Source organism: Haloarchaeobius lipolyticus (genome assembly GCF_051208015.1).
GTDB lineage: Archaea > Halobacteriota > Halobacteria > Halobacteriales > Natrialbaceae > Haloarchaeobius.
Genome location: NZ_JBPKGF010000002.1, coordinates 201,775 through 222,418, shown reverse-complemented (window position 1 = coordinate 222,418; position 20,644 = coordinate 201,775). Strand labels below are relative to the sequence as shown.

At 66.3% G+C, this 20,644-nt stretch carries 22 protein-coding genes and 1 tRNA gene; 17 read left to right on the top strand and 6 right to left on the bottom strand.

Features of this window, described 5'->3' with window-relative positions; genetic code table 11:
• Positions 1-93 precede the first annotated feature (93 nt).
• Entirely contained in the window at positions 94-984 is an 891-nt protein-coding gene (locus ACSC1Y_RS04120; RefSeq protein WP_435333421.1) for a bifunctional methylenetetrahydrofolate dehydrogenase/methenyltetrahydrofolate cyclohydrolase, read from the top strand.
• A gap of 33 nt (positions 985-1,017) precedes the next feature.
• Here ACSC1Y_RS04120 and ACSC1Y_RS04115 read toward each other — a convergent pair whose 3' ends face one another.
• Positions 1,018-1,734 carry a DUF7117 family protein gene (locus tag ACSC1Y_RS04115; protein WP_435333420.1) on the bottom strand — a complete coding sequence of 239 codons (717 nt, stop codon included), beginning with the start codon at positions 1,732-1,734 and terminating at the stop codon, positions 1,018-1,020.
• 260 nt (positions 1,735-1,994) lie between these two features.
• Here ACSC1Y_RS04115 and ACSC1Y_RS04110 point away from each other — a divergent pair, with 260 nt between their 5' ends.
• The 4 genes from ACSC1Y_RS04110 (at position 1,995) to ACSC1Y_RS04095 (ending at position 4,748) form a co-directional block, all read left to right on the top strand.
• Positions 1,995-2,474 carry a DUF7528 family protein gene (locus tag ACSC1Y_RS04110; protein ID WP_435333419.1) on the top strand — a complete coding sequence of 160 codons (480 nt, stop codon included), beginning with the start codon at positions 1,995-1,997 and terminating at the stop codon, positions 2,472-2,474.
• 108 nt (positions 2,475-2,582) lie between these two features.
• On the top strand, positions 2,583-3,524 hold the full coding sequence (locus tag ACSC1Y_RS04105) for a DUF1028 domain-containing protein (RefSeq protein WP_435333418.1): 942 nt from the start codon (positions 2,583-2,585) through the stop codon (positions 3,522-3,524).
• A 106-nt stretch (positions 3,525-3,630) separates the two neighbouring features.
• Positions 3,631-4,374, top strand: coding sequence for an FAD-dependent thymidylate synthase (thyX, locus tag ACSC1Y_RS04100; protein WP_435333417.1), 744 nt, complete (start codon positions 3,631-3,633; stop codon positions 4,372-4,374).
• An 86-nt stretch (positions 4,375-4,460) separates the two neighbouring features.
• Positions 4,461-4,748: a hypothetical protein gene (locus tag ACSC1Y_RS04095; RefSeq protein WP_435333416.1), complete on the top strand. Its 288-nt coding sequence runs from the start codon at positions 4,461-4,463 to the stop codon at positions 4,746-4,748.
• 32 nt (positions 4,749-4,780) lie between these two features.
• Here ACSC1Y_RS04095 and ACSC1Y_RS04090 read toward each other — a convergent pair whose 3' ends face one another.
• Positions 4,781-5,146: a winged helix-turn-helix transcriptional regulator gene (locus ACSC1Y_RS04090; RefSeq protein ID WP_435333415.1), complete on the bottom strand. Its 366-nt coding sequence runs from the start codon at positions 5,144-5,146 to the stop codon at positions 4,781-4,783.
• Positions 5,147-5,603: 457 nt separating this feature from the next.
• Here ACSC1Y_RS04090 and ACSC1Y_RS04085 point away from each other — a divergent pair, with 457 nt between their 5' ends.
• The 11 genes from ACSC1Y_RS04085 to ACSC1Y_RS04035 all read left to right on the top strand — a co-directional run bounded on the left by ACSC1Y_RS04085 (position 5,604) and on the right by ACSC1Y_RS04035 (position 14,717).
• Positions 5,604-6,773: a metal-dependent hydrolase family protein gene (locus ACSC1Y_RS04085; RefSeq protein ID WP_435333414.1), complete on the top strand. Its 1,170-nt coding sequence runs from the start codon at positions 5,604-5,606 to the stop codon at positions 6,771-6,773.
• Between the two features lie 34 nt (positions 6,774-6,807).
• Positions 6,808-8,076, top strand: a complete 1,269-nt coding sequence (locus tag ACSC1Y_RS04080) for a helix-turn-helix transcriptional regulator (protein WP_435333413.1) — start codon at positions 6,808-6,810, stop codon at positions 8,074-8,076.
• 81 nt (positions 8,077-8,157) lie between these two features.
• Positions 8,158-8,232 (top strand) — tRNA-Glu (locus ACSC1Y_RS04075).
• Positions 8,233-8,349: 117 nt separating this feature from the next.
• Positions 8,350-8,913, top strand: coding sequence for a redoxin domain-containing protein (locus tag ACSC1Y_RS04070; RefSeq protein ID WP_435333412.1), 564 nt, complete (start codon positions 8,350-8,352; stop codon positions 8,911-8,913).
• Positions 8,914-8,983: 70 nt separating this feature from the next.
• On the top strand, positions 8,984-9,445 hold the full coding sequence (locus tag ACSC1Y_RS04065; RefSeq protein ID WP_435333411.1) for a hypothetical protein: 462 nt from the start codon (positions 8,984-8,986) through the stop codon (positions 9,443-9,445).
• A gap of 76 nt (positions 9,446-9,521) precedes the next feature.
• Complete coding sequence (locus tag ACSC1Y_RS04060) at positions 9,522-10,760, top strand: hypothetical protein (protein ID WP_435333410.1); 1,239 nt, start codon at positions 9,522-9,524, stop codon at positions 10,758-10,760.
• Between the two features lie 80 nt (positions 10,761-10,840).
• On the top strand, positions 10,841-11,764 hold the full coding sequence (locus ACSC1Y_RS04055) for an ADP-ribosylglycohydrolase family protein (protein ID WP_435333409.1): 924 nt from the start codon (positions 10,841-10,843) through the stop codon (positions 11,762-11,764).
• A gap of 38 nt (positions 11,765-11,802) precedes the next feature.
• On the top strand, positions 11,803-11,991 hold the full coding sequence (locus tag ACSC1Y_RS04050; RefSeq protein ID WP_435333408.1) for a DUF7836 family putative zinc-binding protein: 189 nt from the start codon (positions 11,803-11,805) through the stop codon (positions 11,989-11,991).
• 281 nt (positions 11,992-12,272) lie between these two features.
• Positions 12,273-12,953, top strand: coding sequence for a peptide-methionine (S)-S-oxide reductase MsrA (locus ACSC1Y_RS04045; RefSeq protein ID WP_435333407.1), 681 nt, complete (start codon positions 12,273-12,275; stop codon positions 12,951-12,953).
• Positions 12,954-13,022: 69 nt separating this feature from the next.
• Positions 13,023-13,721 (top strand): SDR family NAD(P)-dependent oxidoreductase, encoded by a 699-nt coding sequence (locus ACSC1Y_RS04040; protein WP_435333406.1) that lies wholly within the window; start codon positions 13,023-13,025, stop codon positions 13,719-13,721.
• A 120-nt stretch (positions 13,722-13,841) separates the two neighbouring features.
• A complete protein-coding gene (locus ACSC1Y_RS04035) occupies positions 13,842-14,717 on the top strand; it encodes an NmrA/HSCARG family protein (RefSeq protein WP_435333405.1) in 876 nt (291 codons plus the stop codon).
• 33 nt (positions 14,718-14,750) lie between these two features.
• On the opposite strand, the gene ACSC1Y_RS04030 is transcribed toward ACSC1Y_RS04035, so the two are convergent.
• A complete protein-coding gene (locus tag ACSC1Y_RS04030; RefSeq protein ID WP_435333404.1) occupies positions 14,751-16,568 on the bottom strand; it encodes an acetyl-CoA carboxylase biotin carboxylase subunit in 1,818 nt (605 codons plus the stop codon).
• Between the two features lie 299 nt (positions 16,569-16,867).
• On the opposite strand from ACSC1Y_RS04030, the gene ACSC1Y_RS04025 reads away from it, so the two are divergent.
• Positions 16,868-18,007 carry a sugar-transfer associated ATP-grasp domain-containing protein gene (locus tag ACSC1Y_RS04025; RefSeq protein ID WP_435333403.1) on the top strand — a complete coding sequence of 380 codons (1,140 nt, stop codon included), beginning with the start codon at positions 16,868-16,870 and terminating at the stop codon, positions 18,005-18,007.
• A 53-nt stretch (positions 18,008-18,060) separates the two neighbouring features.
• Here ACSC1Y_RS04025 and ACSC1Y_RS04020 read toward each other — a convergent pair whose 3' ends face one another.
• From ACSC1Y_RS04020 to ACSC1Y_RS04010, 3 genes are all read right to left on the bottom strand, one after another.
• Positions 18,061-18,318 carry a DUF8022 family protein gene (locus tag ACSC1Y_RS04020; protein ID WP_435333402.1) on the bottom strand — a complete coding sequence of 86 codons (258 nt, stop codon included), beginning with the start codon at positions 18,316-18,318 and terminating at the stop codon, positions 18,061-18,063.
• Between the two features lies 1 nt (position 18,319).
• Positions 18,320-19,864 (bottom strand): acyl-CoA carboxylase subunit beta, encoded by a 1,545-nt coding sequence (locus tag ACSC1Y_RS04015; protein WP_435334639.1) that lies wholly within the window; start codon positions 19,862-19,864, stop codon positions 18,320-18,322.
• 198 nt (positions 19,865-20,062) lie between these two features.
• Complete coding sequence (locus ACSC1Y_RS04010; RefSeq protein ID WP_435333401.1) at positions 20,063-20,608, bottom strand: carboxymuconolactone decarboxylase family protein; 546 nt, start codon at positions 20,606-20,608, stop codon at positions 20,063-20,065.
• Between the last annotated feature and the right edge of the window lie 36 nt (positions 20,609-20,644).

Genomic DNA, 20,644 nt, shown 5'->3' with positions numbered 1-20,644 from the left:
GTATGCACGAACGTGATGTTTTACACAGTTAGGGGTGGTCCTTTTGGGCACGAACCCGAGGGTTGAAGGGCTCGCCTCGCGAATCCCGACGTAATGACACACGTCATCGATGGCAACGCGGTCGCCGAAGACGTCCGCGCCTCTGTCGCCGCCGCGATCGACTCGCTGGAAGCGGAGGGCGTTACGCCCGGGCTCGCGACGGTCCTGATGAGCGACGACGGCGGGTCCCAGACGTACGTCTCGATGAAACAGCGCGCCTGCGACGACGTCGGAATCGACGGGACGACGGTCGAAATCGACCCCGACGCCCCCGCAGAGGAGCTGTACGACACCATCGACGAGCTGAACGAAGACCCCTCCATCCACGGTATCCTCGTCCAGATGCCCGTCCCGGACCACGTCGATACGCGCGAGGTCCTTCGGCGCGTCGACCCGATGAAGGACGTCGACGGCTTCCATCCGGAGAACGTCGGCCGGCTCGTCGCCGGTGACGCCCGGTTCAAGCCCTGTACGCCGCACGGTATCCAGAAACTGCTCGCATCGGCGGACGTCGACCCGGAGGGCAAGGACGTCGTCGTCATCGGCCGGTCCGACATCGTCGGCAAGCCGATGGCCAACCTGCTCATGCAGAAAGCCGACGGCGGCAACGCCACGGTGACGGTCTGTCACTCCCGGACCGAGAACCTCGCGGAGAAGACCCGGAACGCGGACGTCGTCATCGCGGCCGTCGGTATCCCCGAGATGCTCACCGGCGACATGCTGAGCGAGGGCGTCGTCGTCATCGACGTCGGGACGAACCGCGTCGACGCGGACAACGAGAAGGGCTACGAGCTCACCGGCGACGTCGACTTCGAGAGTGCGAAGGAGAAGGCGTCGGTCATCTCGCCCTCGCCTGGCGGCGTCGGCCCGATGACCATCGCGATGCTGCTCTACAACACCGTGCGGGCGGCCAGTCTGCAGGAAGACGTCGCGGTCGACCTCTGAGTCGGTCCGAGTCTCACTTCTTCATACGTCCTCTCAGTCGATATCGAGCCGTTGTCTCGCTCTGCTGATGGCGTCCTCGTCGTCGTCTCTGAGGTACGCTGCGACCTCACGGGTCGCCAGGACGAGCCGTTCCGACTCTCGCGGCGAGACGTCCCCGTCGAGCGCCTCGACACGCTTGGCGTGGTCGTCGAGCGCCGAGAGCACCTCCGCGGCCAGCCGGTCGGCCTCGATACCCGACGCCTCCATCCAGTCGCGGAGCTCGCGCCGGTAGGTGCGTACCGAATCGGCATACGCGAGGCCCCGTGCGGCCCGGAGCGTCTCCGGAACCTCGTCGGGTGCGGGCCGGTCGGTGACGTCCTCGCGGAGCAGCGACAGCAGGTAGAACCGCTCCTCGTCGTCACGCCCGAGTGAGCGCTCGACCATCCCCGCGACGTGGCGTAGCTCGCCCGCGACGAGGTAAGTGTCGTCCAGGTCCTGCAGTTCACCCGCGTTCACGAAGCCGTGGGCGCCGCGGAACTCCCGGCAGGCCTCGACGACGAGCGTCAGCGCCTCGTCCTCCGGCACTTCGTCGATGGCACCTCTGGCCTCCGAGAGGTCGAACTCGACCGGGCTCGCGGTGTGAAGCCGTTTCTCGTCGTCGACGCCGACGCTCCGCATGCTCTCGCAGTCCGGGCAGTTGACGCTGCCGGTCTCGTAGTACGACCACCGTCGCCCACAGTCCTTGCACTCGCGCTCGCCGCGTATCTCCATAGGGGGCGATACGGTCGGCCGGGTGAAAGGAGCGACGGTCCGGGGAGGTCGAACCGCGGTGACGACCGACGTCGCCCGTGCAACCGACGCGTCCGGCAGTCCCACCTGCACGACCACCACCTTTACCCACCCTGCCACCGAAGCATGGATTGCGATGACACCACATTCGCACGAGGATAGAGGAAGTCGCGACGACGCGGCTGGTCGAGAAATTCTCCGACCACGATAGTCCCACCGTCGCGGCCGACGGCACCGACCTGTTGCTCGCCGTCGGCGACGAGACGCACGTACTGACGCGCAGCGAAGCAGCCGAGCTTCGCGACCAGCTTGCGAACGCACTGACGAGGAGCCACGAGTTCGTCCACACGACCTGCATGCACCGCGAGGACGGCCGGTACGTGGTCGAACGGCGCGGAGCGAACTCCGCCGGCCACCGGAAGGTGTTCGAGCGCTACGCGGCCTGCGAGCGGCTGTACGACCGTCTCCCGGAGGAGTTCACCGCCGAGCACGTCGGCCGCACCGGCCTCACTGGTGGCCGCCGACACATGTTGCTCTGGCACTTCGTCGAACATCCGGGGTTCGACTGCGAGCTGGTCTCGCGACAGCCACTGACGGTTCGGAAACGGTCGATGGACGCCCAATCGGCCGACCCCGACTCCACCGCGGGGCGGGAGGGCTCCGTCGAGGCCGACGACGAGACGGCGCGGCCGACATCACTGGGGGTGTTACCCGCGGACTGACGACCGCCGGCCGACCCAGGGCCCGACTCACTGACGGGCGTCGGACGACGACCAGTGCAGCCTGCCGACCCCCGTACCCTTTTCCGGCCACGCGTCGACAGCCAGCGTATGCAACCACGACCCTCGACCTTCTCCATCGTCGCGCGCGACCCGGAGACCGACGCCATCGGCGTCGCGGTCCAGTCGAAGTTCATCAGCGTCGGCGCCGTCGTCCCGTTCGTCAGCGCGGACGCGGGCGCCATCGCCACGCAGAGCTTCGCCAACGTCGCCTACGGCCCGGACGGGCTCGAGATGCTTCGCGCCGGCCGGAGCGCGACCGAGGTCGTCGACGAGCTCACTGGTGCCGACCCGGACGCGCCGCGAAGGCAGGTGGGCGTCGTCGGGGTCGACGGCTCCGTGGACGCGTTCACCGGCGACGAGTGCTTCGACGTCTGTGGCGACGTGCAGGGCGAGCACTACACCGTCCAGGGGAACATCCTCGAGAACGAGGAGACGCTCACCGCGATGGCCGAGACGTTCGAGAGTACCGAGGGAGGTCTCCCCGAACGGCTCATCGCGGCGCTGCACGCCGGCAACGACGCGGGTGGTGACTCCCGCGGCGAGCAGTCCGCCGCACTGTACGTCGCCAAACCCGAGGGCGGCTACGATGGTCGGAACGACCGCTGGGTCGACGTGCGCGTCGACGACCACGAACACCCCATCCACGAGCTGGAGCGGGTGTTCCGACTGTACGACATCACCCTGCTCGCGCGCGAGGAGCCGGTTGAGACACGGTCGCTCTCCGGCGAGGCGGCGCGCGAGGTCCGGGCGGTGCTCGCAGACCTCGGGTTCTACGACACCGGGGAGACCGGCGGCGACCCGTCCGACGAGTTCGGCGAGGTGGAACGCGACGCCCTCGAATCCTTCCGCGGGATGAACAACTTCGAGAACCACAGTCTGCGGGTACTCGAAGATGCACTCGCCCGCGGGTGGGACCGGGCGGACGGCGAGGGCGAGGACCGACTCGTCGACGCCATCTGGCACGGGCTCCAGCGGCTGGACCGGAAGTAGCCAGGGGTTCGAACCTGGTTCGCAGCAGTGGGCGATAGACTCCCGGCAGGGGAGAAGACAGAATGGTTTTACTCCCACGAGGTGACCACGTTTCCAAGAGCGACAGATGAAGGTGGAACTACTGGCGGCGACGGACGACCCGGAAGAGCTCATCTGCACGGCTGCGCGGAACGACTACTACGCGGACTTCGTGGGGGAGGAGTCGTTCGAGACCGTGATGGAGAGCATCGACGGCGACGACATCGAGGCGAAGAAGGAGACGCTCATCGGCCACCTGCTCAGCCACGGTCACTTCGGGCCGTTCGAGCACCCGCAGGTCACGTTCGCGGTGAAGGGAATCAGCCGGTCGTGCATGGCCCAGATAACCCGCCATCGCCACGTCAGCTTCGACGTGCAGTCGATGCGGTACGTCGCCTTCGACGACGTCGACCCAGAGGACGTCCGGGAGGGTGAGATGGTCGTGACGCCGCCGTCCGCCTCGGACCCGGACTGGATCGGTCGGAACCAGAAGGGCGGTGCCGTCGACGAGGAAACGGTCGCCGAGCGCGAGGAGATATTCCGCGAGTCGGTCACTCGGAGCGTCGAGGACTACCAGCGCCTGCTCGACCTCGGGATGCCCCCGGAGGACGCCCGGTTCGTCCTGCCCATCGGGACCGAGGTCAACATGGTGATGAGCATGAACGCGCGGATGCTGATGCACGTCGCGGACATGCGCGCCGCGGCCGACAGCCAGTGGGAGATCCGGGAGATGACCGAGAAAGTCCTCGACCTCGCCGCCGAGTGGTGTCCCATCACCTTCGACTACTACGAACAGAACATGAAGAACCGAAAGAACCGGCTGGCTCCCTAACGGGCCGTTAGGTGCGCGGTCAGGCACGCGCGGCTGGCACAGGGACCGCTTACTGAATATACAGGCACGCCGTATCTTCCAGTGAGATGGGGGGACTCTTCGATACTGTCGTCACGGCCGTCACAGGCCTGCATCCCGGCGTCCGAAAGCGTCGGATGTTGTTCGGGAAGATACGCGAACGAATCGACGCACAGGACGTCCCAGCGGGGTCGTTCCGGTGTGACCACTGCGGTCGGGTCCAGTCACGGCACGCGGCGACCGGGCTCGCGACCGCGACTGACGGCTCTGACGTGGCCGTCTGGTGCATGACGTGCGTCGAAGAAACGACGGAATCGGTAACGCGTGGCCGAACGCTTCTCGGTGTCGAGCAGTAACGCTCACCGCTCGGCGTCGAGCAGTACCGAGTTCAGTTGTCCGCGTCGTCGGACTCTTCCTCCTCAGCACCGCGAACGAGCGCCGCCGCCTGCTGGTTCGATCCAGCTTGCGGGTCGCTCGCGTGCGGGCCCTCGATGAGCTCGCCGAAGTCGTCGACCTCGTCGTACTGGTCCTGGTACATCAGGGCGATCTTGCCCTTCTTGGTGACCTCGTACAGGCCCGAGCGCTCTGCGGGGCCGATCTTCTCGACGAGACCGTAGTCTGCGAGGACCGGCAGTCGGCTGTTGATGTTCTTGCGACTCTTGCCCGTGTGGTGGGCGAGGTTGGTCGCGACGTTGCGGCCCTGCGCCTGCAGGGCTTCGAGGATCAGGAAGTCGGTGGGTTGTCGTAGTCTCATCGTATCTCACTCCCGGCGGTAGCCGTTGTATGTTACACTATGAACCTCCCTTTATTTCTATCTAATGGCAATTCACCGGTTCGATAGCTATTGGAAATTTTCGTCGGTAATTTTATGGTGGGCGGGTCACAACTGTGGGTTAGGGTGTGACGGCAGACCCGAGAGATACACTCGGTTGCCAACCCTGCCACGCTCCCTGACTGGACGTCCCACAATCCCCACCGTGACTCCGGTTAGACCCACACCCAGCACCACCACCCACCACCCACCCACCACGTCAGTCACGGTTTCGTCGACTGCGGGCCCGGCGATTCGTCATCCCGTGCGGGCCCATCTTTTTCCTCTCACCACTCGAACCGAGAGTCGTGACGACAGTATACGGTAAGGGACAGGCAGTGTCGACGGTCCGTGACAGCGACGGACGGCGTGAGGGGCAGCCGACCGGGGAGGGAGGCCGATGACCACGCGGCTCTTCCGGGGGGGAACCGTCGTCGATGCCGACGGAGCCCGAGACGCGAGCGTCCTCGTCGAGGACGGGCAGATCGTCCACGTCGGAGACGAACCGGACGGCGCACCGGACACCGTCCACGACCTCGACGGGTCGTACCTCGCGCCGGGACTCGTCGACGCGCACGTCCACCTCATGATGGACGCCGGGCCGGACCCGACCACGCTCGTCGGTGAGTCGACCGCCTTCCTCAGCTTCCAGGCGACTCGGAACCTCCGGGACGCGGTCGAGGCGGGTGTCACCACCGTCAGAGACCTGGGCGCGGCGGATGGAATCGCCCTCGATGCCAGGCGCGCGGTCGCCGACGGGACCGTCCTGGGACCGCGAGTGCTGGCCTGTGGCCGAAACGTCGTGATGACGGGCGGGCACGGTCACTGGTTCGGTCGCGAAGCGGACGGCCGTGACGAGGTCCGGAAGGCGACCCGGGAACAGCTGAAAGCCGGTGCAGACGTGGTCAAGTGCATGGCGACGGGCGGCGTCCTCACGCCCGGTGCCCAGACCGGCGCCCCGGAACTCGACAGTGACGAGCTCTCGGCGCTCGTCGAGGCGGCCAGCGCGAAGGCCGTTCCCACGGCCGCGCACGCCCACGGAACGCAGGGTATCGAGAACGCCGTCGCCGCCGGCATCTCCAGCATCGAACACGGGACGTACATGGACGAGTCGGCGGCTGCGGCGATGGCCGACGCGGGCACCTACTGGGTCCCGACCGCGAGCGCCCTCCACGGCATCGTCGAGAACGCCGACGAGGGCGGCATCCCCCCGGAAGCGGTCGAGAAGGCGAAAGACGCGCTGGACGCCTACGAGACGGCCTGGGAACACGCGCTCGCTGCGGACGTCTCCATCGCGATGGGGACCGACGCGGGCACCCCGTACAACGCGTTCGCGGACGTCCCGCACGAGCTGGAGCTGATGGTCGACTACGGCATGACACCCACCGAGGCGTTCGAGGCGGCGACGGTGGGGTCGGCCGACCTGCTCGGGATAGAAGCGGGCCGCATCGAGCCCGAAGCGCCGGCAGACCTCGTCGTTCTCCCGTCCGACCCCCGCGACGACGTGTCAGCGTGGAAACAGCCGGAGCTGGTCTGTGCACATGGCGCACTCGTCGAGCCAAGTGCCTAGCGTTCTTTATCCCTCCCCGTGAAAGGGCAGACGAATGCGTCGGTCATACGGTGTTTCGACACTCGTCGTCCTCCTCGTTGGCGCGACCGTCTTCGCGGGCGCTTTCCCAGCGACGGCTGCCCAGCCGGCCACCCAGACGAAAGCATCGAGTCTCGATGCTCCCGAGTGGGATGTCGGTGGAGCACAACAGGAGTTCGACCGAACACAGTTCAGGATTCGGGTACACGCGAACGGGTCGGCGAGGTTCACCATCCGGTACGAGCGTAACCTCAACGGCTCGCAGGAACGCGAGGACTTCGAAGCCTTCGCACAGGAGTTCGAGAACAACGAGACGAAGCTCTACACGGACTTCACCCGCCGGGCAGAGAGTCTCGTCGCGACCGGAACGAACGAGACCGGCCGCGAGATGGAGGCGGTCGACTTCAGGCGGAGCGCCAGGGTCGAGACCGGGTTCAACGACGTCGGCATCGTCGAGCTCTCCTTCCGGTGGAAGAAGTTCGCCCAGACTCCCAACGGCCGCGTGGTGGTCGGGGACGTGTTCGCGGGCGGTCTCTACATCGGCCCGTCACAGAGCCTCGTCGTAGAGCACGGTGACGCCATCCGCTTCGAGAGCGTCGACCCGAGCGGGACCGTCTCCGGTGACTCGCTCCAGCGTAGCGAGTCCGTGACGTGGCAGGGCGAACGGCAGTTCGCCGACGGCCGTCCCCGCGTCGAACTCCTCCCGACGCGGTCGAACGGGACGCCGACCGCAACCGGGACGCCCGGCGGTTCGACGGAAACGGAAGCCGCCTCCGGTCCGAACGCCGGCGGGGACGACGGCTCCTTCCCGATGCTCCCGGTGATGTTCGCCGTCGCGCTCGTCGGCATCGGCGCGGTCGTGGTCTGGCTTCGCTCTCGCGACGACGATGCCGGTTCCGGTCAGGCGGTCTCCGGTGCCGGACCCCAGGATGGGTCGTCGACGGCACAGAACGCGCCGCAGCAGGACGCATCCGGCGGAGCACCGACGACCGCGAACTCGGACGGGGGAGCCACCACGCCGGCCATCAGCGACGAGGAACTCCTGACCGACGAGGACCGGGTCGTCAGGCTGCTCGAACGGAACGGCGGTCGGCTCCGCCAGTCCCACATCGTCGACGAGACCGACTGGTCGAAGTCCAAGGTGAGCATGCTCCTCAGCGAGATGGAGGATGAGGGAACCATCAGCAAGCTCAGAGTCGGCAGGGAGAACATCGTCAGCCTCGCCGGCCACGAGCCCGACGCGGCCGGCTCGCCGTTCGAAGACGAGGAGGATGAGCGTCGGTAAACCGCCACACAGCGCCTCCGAAACGCAAGGGTTTTTAGTATCCCAGCGAAACGACTGAATGCGAAGCGCGACCGGATGTAAGCTCCGTTGGTGTAGTCCGGCCAATCATCTTGCCCTCTCACGGCAAGGACCAGGGTTCGAATCCCTGACGGAGCACTTTTCCAGATTCAGACCGACGAGCGACAGCTTTCGTCGTCCACCTCTCGACCCGTCCGAAGTTACGCCGACGGACTGCTCCCGAAAGTATATTCGTCGGTACTCACAGGTTGGGCTATGGCAGATTCAGAAGGGCTCGCCGTCGGCGAGGCGGTGCCCGAGTTCGTCGCCCCGATGGTCCACCCGGACGGTGGCACGGAGGAGGCACGGCTGACCGACCTCCTCGACGACGGACCAGTGTTGCTGTGCTTCTACACGAACGACTTCACGCCGGACTGCACCGGCGAGTGGTGCGAGTTCCGCGATTACGGCTGGTTCGACGACGCGGAGGGGAACGTCCAGATCGTCGGCGTGAGCAAGTCGCGGCCGTTGACCCACCGGACGTTCATGCGGGCGTTCGGGCTGGACTTCCCGCTCATCTCGGACCCCGAACTCGAACTGACCGCCGCGTTCGGCGTCGAGTACCGCGTGTTCAAACTGTTCGCCCGATCGCGCCGGTCGTGCTTTCTCATCGACCGGGAGCGGACGGTCCGGTACAAGTGGGTCGGCGAACACCCGCTCGACCCGACGATGGACACGCCGCCGGTCGAAGAGGTCTATCAGGCGATCCGCGAAGAACTGGACGAGGCGGAACTCGGGCCGCGTGAAGCCGCTCGCGGTGAGGATCAGTGGACACTGTGAACGGAATTTGGGTGAGACTGGGGTAACAGTTCGGAAACGGTACATGTAGCCCTCCGTGGTACGCTACGGTATGAGCACTCGTCCGACGGTCACGGTCGGAGTCACACCACGGCACGAACTCGCTATCCGGACGCTCGCAGCCGGGGTGGTCTCCGGGTCCTGCATCATCGGCGCTGTCCACCTGTGGTCCGTGGAGGCCAGTGCCCTCGGAACGAGCTTCGAACTCGGTGCGAACGTCACCCAGCTGTGGTTCTGGCACCTTCTGTTCTCGGGACTGTTCGGCGGCGTCTTCGGTGTGCTGGTCCACTCACGGCCGCTCTGGCGGTACGGACGGGGCTTTCTCGGCCCGCTGGTCGGTGGGGTCTTCGGCGTGCTCGCGTGGTTCGCTACGGCCGCCCTGCTCGAACCGCTCTGGCTGGCAGCCCACGGGATGGCTCCGTGGGCGGCCGTTCCGGTGGTCGACGGAGCAGCCTTCACCACGTACGTCGTCTACGGCGGACTGGTCGGGTTCGTCTCGAACCTCTGGCTGTGAGCACACGACAGCCGGTCACCGAACGTACCACGTCCGGCCCACGGTTTCATGGTGTGACCCGCCGAAGAGCGCGTCAATGAGCGCCGGTGCGTCCATGTCCGAACCGACCGTCCTCGCGCACACGAAACGTGCGCTGTTCCCGCCCGAACGTGAAGATTCGTACGCGGTCGTGGACACGCAGTTCTCGATGGAGACGTGGCGAACTGACGAGGAGATTCCGTCGTCCGTCGCCGCCGACCTCTCGCCGTTCAACCACGTCCTCGTCGGGTCGGGCTACCCGGATCTGGTCGGCGTCGGACGGCTCGACGACACGATGATGGCGGGGCTCGGTGACGAGACGGACACCCCACTCGTCGCCGTCGAAGCGAAGGGATACAGGCGCGACGGCGTGGTCGACACGGAGCGTGGGGTCGTCCAGGCGCACGACCGCCTGACCGACGCGAACGTCGCGTACCTCGCGGCACCTGCGAAGGCCATCACGACCGGGACACAGATGCTGGCGCGTGACCTGAACGTCGGTGTCCTGGCCGTCCACGACGACGGGTCTGTGACGCCGCTCGAAGTGCCGCACGTCGTCGGCGCACAGGCGTCGTCGGCGACGACGGCGCTCCGGTTCCAGGCGACCGCACAGGGCGTGGCGGACCAGTCGTTCGGCCTCAACCACCCGAAGAACTACCTCGCCTATCCGCTGGCGTGTTACCTCCCTGGACCGACCGACGACCTCGTCGCAGAACACGTCGTCGGCGCGACCGACGGGGCGCGTGCCGGGGCAGCGTTCCTCGGTCTCGTGACGGAGAGACCTGACGGCGTGGAATTGACGCACCTCGGTGAGGAGGTCGTCAGGTTCGCGATACGGGAGTACGGCGACGTACACGAGGCGTTGCGGGCGTTCGAGGAGTGGAAGCGCTCGCGCAAGCGGTTCATCGACGTCGCGCCGCGATGGGGACAGCTCGCACGTCGAGTGGTGTACGAGTATCCGGCGACCAGACTGCTCGTGCAGGAACTGCAGCAGCTGCACCGGGAGGGTGAGACGGCACCGACCCTGCAGGAGCTCGTCTGTCGTCTTCACGAGGACCACCCCTCGTTCGCGGTCGAACTGTTCGTCAGCACGCGCGAGACGGCGCGGGGCCGGGTCCTCGACGGCGACGGGGGATTGAACCGTGGAGCGCTCGCCGACGGGACCGTCTACCAGTCGGGGACGACCTTCCAGCTGAAGGCGATGCTCTACCACACCGGAATCGTCACCGAACGCGGTGGCGAGCCGTGCAACGTCGACCCGACCGAGGACGTGTGGGCACTCGCGGAATCGCTCTAACTGGGCAGGCGCTCAGCCGCCGGTATCGAACCCGACATCGCGGGATATCTTCTTGGCAGTTCGTCACATCTCTCCACGTCATGTCCGAATCGAAGAACGACAGGGCGGCAGGTGCGCTCTTGGCCCTCGCCTGTGGCGATGCGCTCGGGCGACCGGTCGAGTTCAGGACGCCGGACTCCATCGAGCGCGAGCACGGCCGCCTCACCGAACTCGTGGGACACGGAACGCACGGACAGCCGGCGGGAACGGTCACTGACGACACGGATATGATGCTCTGTCTCGCCCGGAGCCTCGTCGAGTGCGAGGGCTTCGACGGCGACGACGTCGCCCAGCGGTTCCTCGCCTGGTACGAGAGCGGCCCGTTCGACATCGGCGGGATGACCGCCCGGGCGATCCGGACCTACCGGGACGGTGCGCCGTGGGACGAGGCCGGTCACAGGGTCTGGGAGAACAGCCAGGAGGGAACGAACGCCGGGAACGGGAGCGTGATGCGCTGTGTACCTCACGCGCTCGCGTTCGGAGACGACCCGGACAGACTGGTCGCGGTGAGTCGACGGTCCTCGGCCATCACCCACGCGGACCCGCGGTGTACCTGGGGCTGTGCGCTGGTCAACCTCGTCGTCGCTGGCCTCGTCCGTGGCGAGTCGGACCCGCTCCAGACAGCGCTCGACCGGATTCGGGACGAAGCGCCCGGCGAGCTGGTCACCGCCGTCGAAGGACTCTCCGACCTCGAGCCAACGGACCTGGAGAACTCCGGATACGTCGTGACGACCGTCCAGGCCGGGCTCTTCCACGGACTGCGCGCCGACACGGCCGAGGACGCCATCGTCGGTGCGGTCGCGATGGGCGGCGACGCGGATACGCTGGGTGCGGTCGCAGGGGCGGTCGCCGGCGCACGGTTCGGAGCGAGTGCGCTCCCGCGGAGATGGGTAGACGGCGTCGCGGTCGCCGAGGAGTGTCGGACGCTGGCTGCGGGATTGCTCGACCTCGACCCCGCACTGTAGGCCGGTCCTTTTCGGTCGAGTCGCCCCTCGATTCGACCATGGCACCCGAAGCCTTCGTCGACCTATCGTGTCCAGACTGTGACTACATGTGGGAAGCGAAGCCGCACAAGCTGCCGGACCCGAAGGAGGAGTTCCAGTGCGAGGACTGCGCGAGCCAGCGTCGCCTGTCTGAGTTCATGCAGACCCAGCGAGACCTGGAACTCGTGAAGGAGTTCCATCAGAACTGAGCGCCTGCGCCGAATCACAGGGTTCACCCCTTCGCAACGTCCGAAAACCGGGCTCGTACGCTCTTTCTCCAGTGAGTCAAACTGGTATTTTAGCTTAGGATACGTAAATGGTCTCTCGGCTTCGAGTAGTAGACGTGCCCGTGGAGTACCGGCTCCGCTCGGCCCGCGCCCCTCGTTCGACAGCAGCCGCCTGACGGTCGCCTCCGACCCCACCGTCCCCGTGCGGCCGTCTGCGGCTCGCTGACGAAAGGCACATTCCCGCTGACGCTCGACTTCCGCCCGTGACGCGAGACGGACACGGTCGGGACGCCCTCCCCATCCACTCACTCCCGCTCGACGCAACCGCCCCACGGACGGTCGAGACCGCCACGTTCGGTCTCGGTTGTTTCTGGGGACCGGACGCGCGGTTCGGCGTGCTACCCGGAGTCGTCCGGACCCGCGTCGGCTACGCGGGTGGATCGACGCCCTCCCCGACGTACCGCGACCTCGGCGACCACACGGAGGTCGTCCAGGTCGATTTCGACCCGGACGTGCTCTCCTATCGGGACCTGCTCGACCAGTTCTGGAGAAGCCACGATGCGAGAGCACGCTCGCCGGTCCGCCAGTACCAGAACCTCGTGCTGTGGCACGACGAGCGGCAGCGCACCGCGGTCGAGGAGTCGAGAGCTGCCCGAGAGACGCGGCGCGGCCACGTGAGTACACGGACGGAACCGCTTTCGAGTCCCGGCTTCACCCTCGCCGAGGATTACCACCAGAAGTACCACCTCCGTGGCTCCGGCGAGGTGTTCGACGCGGTCTGTGCAGTCTACGACGAGCCCGACGCGGTCCGCGAGTCGACCGTCGCCGCGCGGCTCAACGGTTTCGTCGCCGGGTACGGCACGCCCGGCCTGTTCGACGCCGAGGCCGACAGCTACGGGCTCCCCGCCGACGTCCTCGAGACGGTCCGGGCGAGGGTCGACTGAGCAGACGGTCGTCTCGGAAGTCTCGACGCGCAGGGTCGACTAGATGTGCCGCCGGTTCCTCTACCGGATATGGACGTTCCACTCCTCGATACGCTCGACGGGCAGGTCGCACTCGTCACGGGCGCGAACCGGGGCATCGGCCGACAGATAGCCGCCGACCTCGTCGACCGCGGGGCAACCGTCTACGCGGGCATTCGCGACACCGGTGCAGACGTTCCGGACGGCCAGCGCCCCGTTCGCCTCGACGTGACGGACGACGGGTCCATCGAGACCGCCATCGCCACCGTCGAGGACGAGACTGGCCGGCTCGACGTGCTCGTGAACAACGCCGGCATCTCCGGTCCCCGTGAACCGCTCGTCGATGCGCCCGTCGACGGCATCGACCGCGTCCTCGCCACGAACCTCCGTGGCCCGGCAGTTCTCACGAAGCACGCCCTCCCGTTGCTCCTGGAGCGACCCGGTGGTCGTGTCGTCAACGTTTCCAGCGGCATGGGTGCACTCGGTGAAGCTCAATCGGGCGGCTCACCCGGCTACAGGGTCTCGAAGACCGGTCTGAACGGCCTCACGGCCTACCTCCACGGCGAGTACGGTGACGATGGACTGCTCGCCAACTCGGTCTGTCCCGGCTGGGTCAGGACCGATATGGGTGGCCCGGGTGCGGCGCGGAGCGTCGAGGAGGGAGCCGACACGCCGGTCTGGCTCGCGCGCTTCGCGCCGGATGCACCGGCCGGCCGGTTCTGGCGCGACCGCGCCGTCATCGACTGGTGAGTCCGGTTCGGAACCGCGGTCTCGGGAGCCGGTGCTAACGCGTCGTTAGGACGCTTTCACGGCTCGTTAGCGTTCGCGGACGGGTGATTAGCCATTGCGTCAGGGCCCGTAACCGGGCGTATGACGACGCGTATCCTCGTGGTCGGTTCGACTGGTCGACAGGGCGGCGCCGTGGTCGATGCCCTCCTGTCCGGCGTGTACGGCGACTTCACGGTGTACGCGATGACGCGGACGCCGAAGTCCGACCGTGCCCTCGAACTCCGGCGTCTCGGGGCACGGGTGGTGACGGGTAACCTCGACAGACCGGTCTCGTACCGGGCGACACTCGACGAGGTCGACGGCGCGTTCCTCGTCACCGACGGTGTGGAGTACGACTACGATACAGAGGTGCAGCAGGGCGTGAACTTCGTCGAAGCGGTGTCCGACGCCGGCCTGACCCATCTCGTGTTCGCCTCGGCGATGGGAGCGGATTTCTACGCGAACGTGGACGTCCTCGACGCGAAACTCGAGATAGAGCGTCGCATCCGCGACCTCGCGCTCCCGGCGACCGTGATTCGTCCGGGCGTGTTCGTCCAGAACTTCGATGCACAGCGGGAGGCCATCGAGGCCGGTGAACTGGCCTGGCCCGTCTCTCCGAACACGCTGCTCCCCCTCGTCGACGTCACGGACGTCGGTGAACTGGCCGCGAAGGCGTTCGCCCACCCGGAGACGTTCGTCGGCCAGAGCATCGACCTCGCGGGCGACCTGCTCACGCTCTCTGAGATCGCAGAGTCGTTCGGCGAAGCGCTCGGGCGCGAGGTCACCCCCGTCTTCCTCTCGAACGAGGAGGCGAGAGCGCGCTACGGCGACGTCGTCGCCGACCTCTACGCGTGGATAGACGGGATGGGCGGGATGCGGTTCGACGCGACGAGACTCACCGAACTGGGGGTCACGCCGCGGACGTTGCACGAATCGCTCGCAGAACAGGACTGGAAACCGATACCGAGACTTCCCTGAGAAGGGGTCCGCAGATTTTTTTCGCGAGTCGCGTTACTCGAGGACGACGAGCACGTCGCCCATGTCGACGCTCTGGCCCTCACCGATGGCTATCTGGGTGACGGTGCCGCCGCGGGAGGCGACGACGTCGTTCTCCATCTTCATGGCTTCGAGGACGCAGAGCACGTCGCCGGCGGCGACCTCCTCACCCTCCTCGACCTCGACGGAGAGGATGGTTCCCTGCATCTCGGCCTCGATGACCTCGCCATCGCCCGCTACCTCGACACTCTGCGAGCTGCCGGAGTCGCCGTCGCTTCCGCCGCTGCCGCCGCTTCCACCCGACTGCCGACGCTTCGGGCCGGAGGACGACTTCGTTCCGCCGACCGGCATCGCACCGCGCTCTTCGAGGTTGACCTCGAAGCGCTTGCCGTTGACCTCGACGGTGAACTCGCGTTCGACCACGTCCTCGTCGTCGTCTTCGGTCGCGGACTCGGTGCCCCACTGCTCCTGCGCCTCGACGATGCGCTCTTTGTCTACCTCGTTGTCGAGGTAGTTCGTCGTGTGCTCGCCGGCGACGAACTTCTCGTCGGAGAGCATCAGGCGGTGGAACGGGACGATAGTCGTCACGCCTTCGATCTCGTACTCGCGCAGGGCGCGGAGCGAGCGCTCGATACACTCGTCGCGGTCCTGTCCCCAGACGATGAGTTTCGCGATCATCGAGTCGTAGTCGGTGACGAGCTTGTCGCCCTGACGGAGAGCGTCGTCCATGCGGACGCCCGGGCCGCCCGGCGGGTCGTACGTCACGAGCTTGCCGCCTGTCGCGGGCGAGAAGTCCTTCGCGGCGTTCTCGGCGTTGATGCGGAACTCTATCGCGTGGCCCTCGAGCTCGACTTCGTCCTGCGAGAAGTCGAGTTCCTCGCCGGCGGCGATCTTCAGCTGCCACTTGACGATGTCGATGCCGGTGAGCTCCTCGGTGACGGTGTGTTCGACCTGGATACGCGTGTTGACCTCGAGGAAGTAGAATTCGCCGTCTTCGACGAGGAACTCCACGGTCCCGGCGTTGACGTAGTCGGACTCCTTGACACCGCGGCGGGCCGCCTCGCCGATGCGCTCGCGCATGTCGTCGGAGAGTGCCGGCGACGGCCCCTCCTCGATGACCTTCTGGTGACGGCGCTGGAGCGAACAGTCACGCTCGCCGAGGTGACGGACGTTGCCGTGCTGGTCGGCGACGATCTGAACCTCGATGTGGCGCGGGGCCTCGAGGTACCGCTCGAGGTAGACCGAGTCGTTGTCGAAGTACGCCTCGCCCTCGCGCTTGGCGGACTCGAACTGGTCTTCCGCCTCGTCCTCGCTGTGGACGACCTTCATGCCGCGGCCGCCGCCGCCACCCTCTGCCTTAATGGCGACCGGGTAGCCGTACTCGTCACCGAACTCCTTGACCTCCTCTGCGGATTCGGCGGGGTCGGTCGTCCCGGGGACGATGGGGACGTCCGCCGATTGCATGACCTTGCGGGCCTTCGTCTTCTCTCCCAGCTGTTCCATCGACTCCGAGCTCGGGCCGATCCACGTGATGCCGTCCTCGGCCTCGACCTTGCTCGCGAACTCCGCGTTCTCCGCGAGGAAGCCGTAGCCGGGGTGGATGGCGTCGGCGTCCGCCTTCCGCGCGGCCTCGATGACCGCCTCGTGGTCGAGGTACGAGTCGGCCGCGCGGGCCGGGCCGACGTTGTACGCTTCGTCCGCGTAGCGGACGTGGCCGCCGTCCTTGTCTGCGTCGCTGTAGATGGCGACTGTCGATACGTTCAGCTCTTCACAGGCACGCATGACGCGGACTGCGATCTCTCCTCGGTTCGCGACGAGAACCTTCCTGAACATTCTTACGCGGAACGTCTCACGTTGGGCACCTTACTTTGTCGGTTCGCAACATCTGCCGATACTGTCTCCGATTCCCCCCTGAATCGTCGACGAGAGCGCCTCCGATTCCCCGATCTTCCGCCAGTAGAGCCATTGAGGACCGCCGGTCCATCTTTCGGTTGAAGCGGTACTGCAACTCGCCTGCTCGCCGTCGGCCTCGTTGCCCTCGACGACCCCGTGCACTCGACCGGCACACGCTGGGACGGTACCGGCGGGAGGATTGGCTTTCGTTTGATGTGACTGGAACCGCATCGGTAACTATGGCGTTGAACCCCCGTACCGTCTACAACGTGGTTCGGAACCACTGGTCGCTGGTCGAGACCGAGCGGGACACGGCGGGGAAGTTCGACCGTCCGCTGACCCGCCGGCTCTGGCTCTGGAGACACGGCTTCCTCACCCGGTCGGACGTCCTGTTCGACCTGGACCGACACTCGATAGACGACTACCTCTCGGACTACGAGCGATTCGTCGGCACGCCCGACATCAACGGGACGTGGTCGCACGCGCTCGACCACAAGCTCGTGTTCCACTGGATGCTCGGGGGCTTCGCCGAGCACAGACCGACCGTCTACGGCCTGCTTCGTGACGGCCGGTTCCTCCCGGCGGGCGCCCTCCACGAGTCCGATGGAACGGTCCAGCTCACTGCAGATGGCGACTCCGGCGACGCCGCGACTCGCGTCGTCGACCTGCTGGAACGCGAGGGGGACCTCGTCCTGAAGTGGAAGAGCGGCGGTGGCGGGAACAACGTTCTGCTGTGTTCGGCCGACCCGACGGGCGAAGAACTCGACGGAGGAGACGGCGACCGTATCCTGGTCAACGGCGACGCAGAATCCCGCGACGCCTTCGCGCGCCGCGTCCGCGACCTCGACGACTACCTCGTCTGTGAGTTCGTCGAACAGGCGTCGTCTCAGGCCCGTCTCTATCCCGACACGCCGAACACCATCCGGATGATAACCATGTGCGACGAGAAGGGGTCGTTCGTCGCGATGGCCATCCAGCGCATGGGTTCGGACCGGTCGTACCCGATGGACAACTTCTCGCAGGGGGGACTGAACGCCGAGATAGACGTCGAGACGGGCGAACTGACGGCGGCGACACAGCTCCCCGAATCCGGCGAGCCCGTCTGGCACGAGACCCATCCCGACACGGGCAGCCGTATCGCAGGCACAGAGATACCCGGCTGGGAGCAGATTCGAGACAAGGTGCTCGGCATCGCCGCGCACAACCAGCACGTCCCATACGTCGGCTGGGACGTACTGCCGACCGACGACGAGGGGGGCTTCACCATCGTCGAGGGCAACAGCTACCCCGGGACGAAAGCGATGCAGGTGCACCGGCCGCTGCTCGAAGACGACCGCGTCAGACGGTTCTACGATTCTCACGACGTGCTCGTGCGGTAGGAGCGGCGTCTCAGTTCGTAGAGCGCAAGCGGACCGAAAAGAGACGGACTCCGCTAGAACCGGTCCGCGCGACCGCTCGCCGCCCACGCGTTCGTGGGTGCGCTGTCGGGAACGCGACCACTGTGACCGGTCGTCGCTCGCAGGCGGCCCGCGAACGCCCACTTCTTCCCCTGCCAGGTCTCTTCCGAGTCCTGCTGGGCCTGCAGTTCACGGTCCCGCAGGTGGGCTCCGATGACGGCCGCGATGGCCGCGGCTTCCTCCGCGTCGGCGTCGTCCGGGATGTCGAGTCGGTCGAGCAGTTCCTGACTCATCTCAGAGCGGGATGTTGCCGTGTTTCTTGTCCGGCTGGTCCTCGCGCTTGGACTTCAGCATCTGCAGGTCGTCGATGAGGCGTGCGCGCGTCTCGGTCGGTTCGATGACGTCGTCGAGGAAGCCCTTGTCCGTCGCGGTGTACGGGTTCGCGAACTCCTCGCGGTACTCCTCGATGAGTTCGTCGCGGAGCGCGTCGGGGTCGTCGGCCTCCGAGAGCTCGTTGCGGTAGAGCAGGTTGACGGCACCCTGCGGACCCATGACGGCGATCTCCGCCGTCGGCCACGCGTAATTGACGTCCGCGCCCAGGTTCTTCGACGCCATGACACAGTAGGCGCCACCGTAGGCCTTCCGCGTGATGACGGTCAGCAGCGGCACTGTCGCCTCGGAGTAGGCGTAGAGCAGCTTCGCGCCGTGGCGGATGATGCCCCGGTGCTCCTGGTCCGTGCCGGGCATGTAGCCGGGCACGTCGACGAACGTGACGATGGGGATGTTGAACGAGTCACAGAAGCGGACGAACCGCGAGCCCTTCATCGAGGCGTCGACGGTCAGCGTCCCGGCGTTCGCCTTCGGCTGGTTGCCGACGATGCCGACTGCGTGGCCGTCGAGGCGACCGAAGCCGACGACGATGTTCTTCGCGAAGTCCTCCTGCACCTCGAAGAACGACCCTTCGTCGACGACGGAGCCGACCACGTCGGTCATGTCGTAGGGCTTCTGCGGACTGTCGGGGACGATCTCTTCCAGAGCATCGTCGGCACGCTTGGGGTCGTCCCAGGGTTCGACCCGCGGTGGGTCCTCGACGTTGTTGCTCGGGAGGTACGAGAGCAGCGTCTTTATCTGGTCGAGCGCCTCCTCGTCGGATTCGCAGGCGAACTCCGCGACGCCCGTCTTGCTGGAGTGCGTCATCGCGCCGCCCAGCTCCTCGTGGGTGACGTCCTCGCCCGTGACGGTCTTCGTGACCCCGGGGCCGGTGATGTACATGTAGCTCGTGTCCTTCACCATGAAGATGAAGTCCGTGATGGACGGGGAGTAGACCGCGCCACCTGCACACGGACCCATGATGCACGATATCTGTGGGATGACGCCTGAGGCCATCTGGTTCCGGTGGAAGATCTCCGTGAACCCGGCGAGGGACTTGACGCCCTCCTGGATACGGGCACCAGCGGAGTCGTTCAGGCCGACGATGGGGGCGCCGACCTCCATCGCCATGTCCATCACTTTCGTGATCTTCTCGGCGAACACCTCGCCGAGCGAGCCGCCGAAGACGGTGAAGTCGTGTGCGAAGACGAACACCTTCCGACCGTCGACGTCGCCGTAGCCGGTGACGACGCCGTCGCCCAGTATCTTCTTCTCCTCCATCCCGAAGTTGTGGGAGTTGTGGGTGCGGAGCTGGTCGAACTCGTGGAAGGTCCCGTCGTCGAGGAAGTAGTCGATGCGCTCGCGAGCGGTCATCTTTCCTTTCTCGTGCTGGGATTCGATACGGTCCTCGCCGCCGCCTTTCAGCGCTTCGGCGCGGAGTTCTTCGAGTTCCTCGATGCGGTCTTCCATCGTCATGGTGACCACCCTGCAATCATTGTTCGAACCGACTCACACCGGCGCAAAAAGGTTTCCGTAAGGGAGAGCCTGTTCTCGTTCCTCGCGCTCACCGGGACGAGGATGTCCCTACGTGTCGAATACGGCAGATATTCGGCCACGGCGTCGCGAAACCCGGAGCTCCAATGTAAAAATTATGATGAGTGTGGCGTGCTACTCGAGGACTACGCCGTCATCCGGGTGGATGTTCAACGTGTCCATGATGGTCGTCGCAGCCACCGCCGTCGCCGTGACGGCTGTGAGTGCGACCAGGTCCGCGTCGTCGAAGCCGATATCGTTGAGCGCCTCCACGTCGGCGTCGGAGATCTGTTTCGGGTCGGTCGCGGCTCGTTCGGCGAACCGGAGTATGGTACGCTCTCGCTCCGAAAGCGACGACCGATCGCCGTCGGCGATCGCGTCGACGCGGTCCTGGGGCATCCCCACCTCCTCGACCAGTCGTCGCGTATGACTCACCGCGCAGTACTCGCAGTCGTGAGCGAGCGATACGACGACGTAGATGAGTTCTCGCTCTCGTTTGTCCAGAATCCCGGTCTCACGGAGCTTGGTCACGTATCTGGCACGGGCTTCGAGTATCGAGGGCTCGTTCGCCAGCATCCGTGCGAACAACGACGGGCGGCCGAACGTCTCGGCATCCGCGGCGAGTAGCATGGCAACTCGACCCTCGGCATCGTCGAGGTCTACGTAGTCGATGAGCGCCATGCTAGGGGTATGATACCACGAACGAAAGCAGTTCCT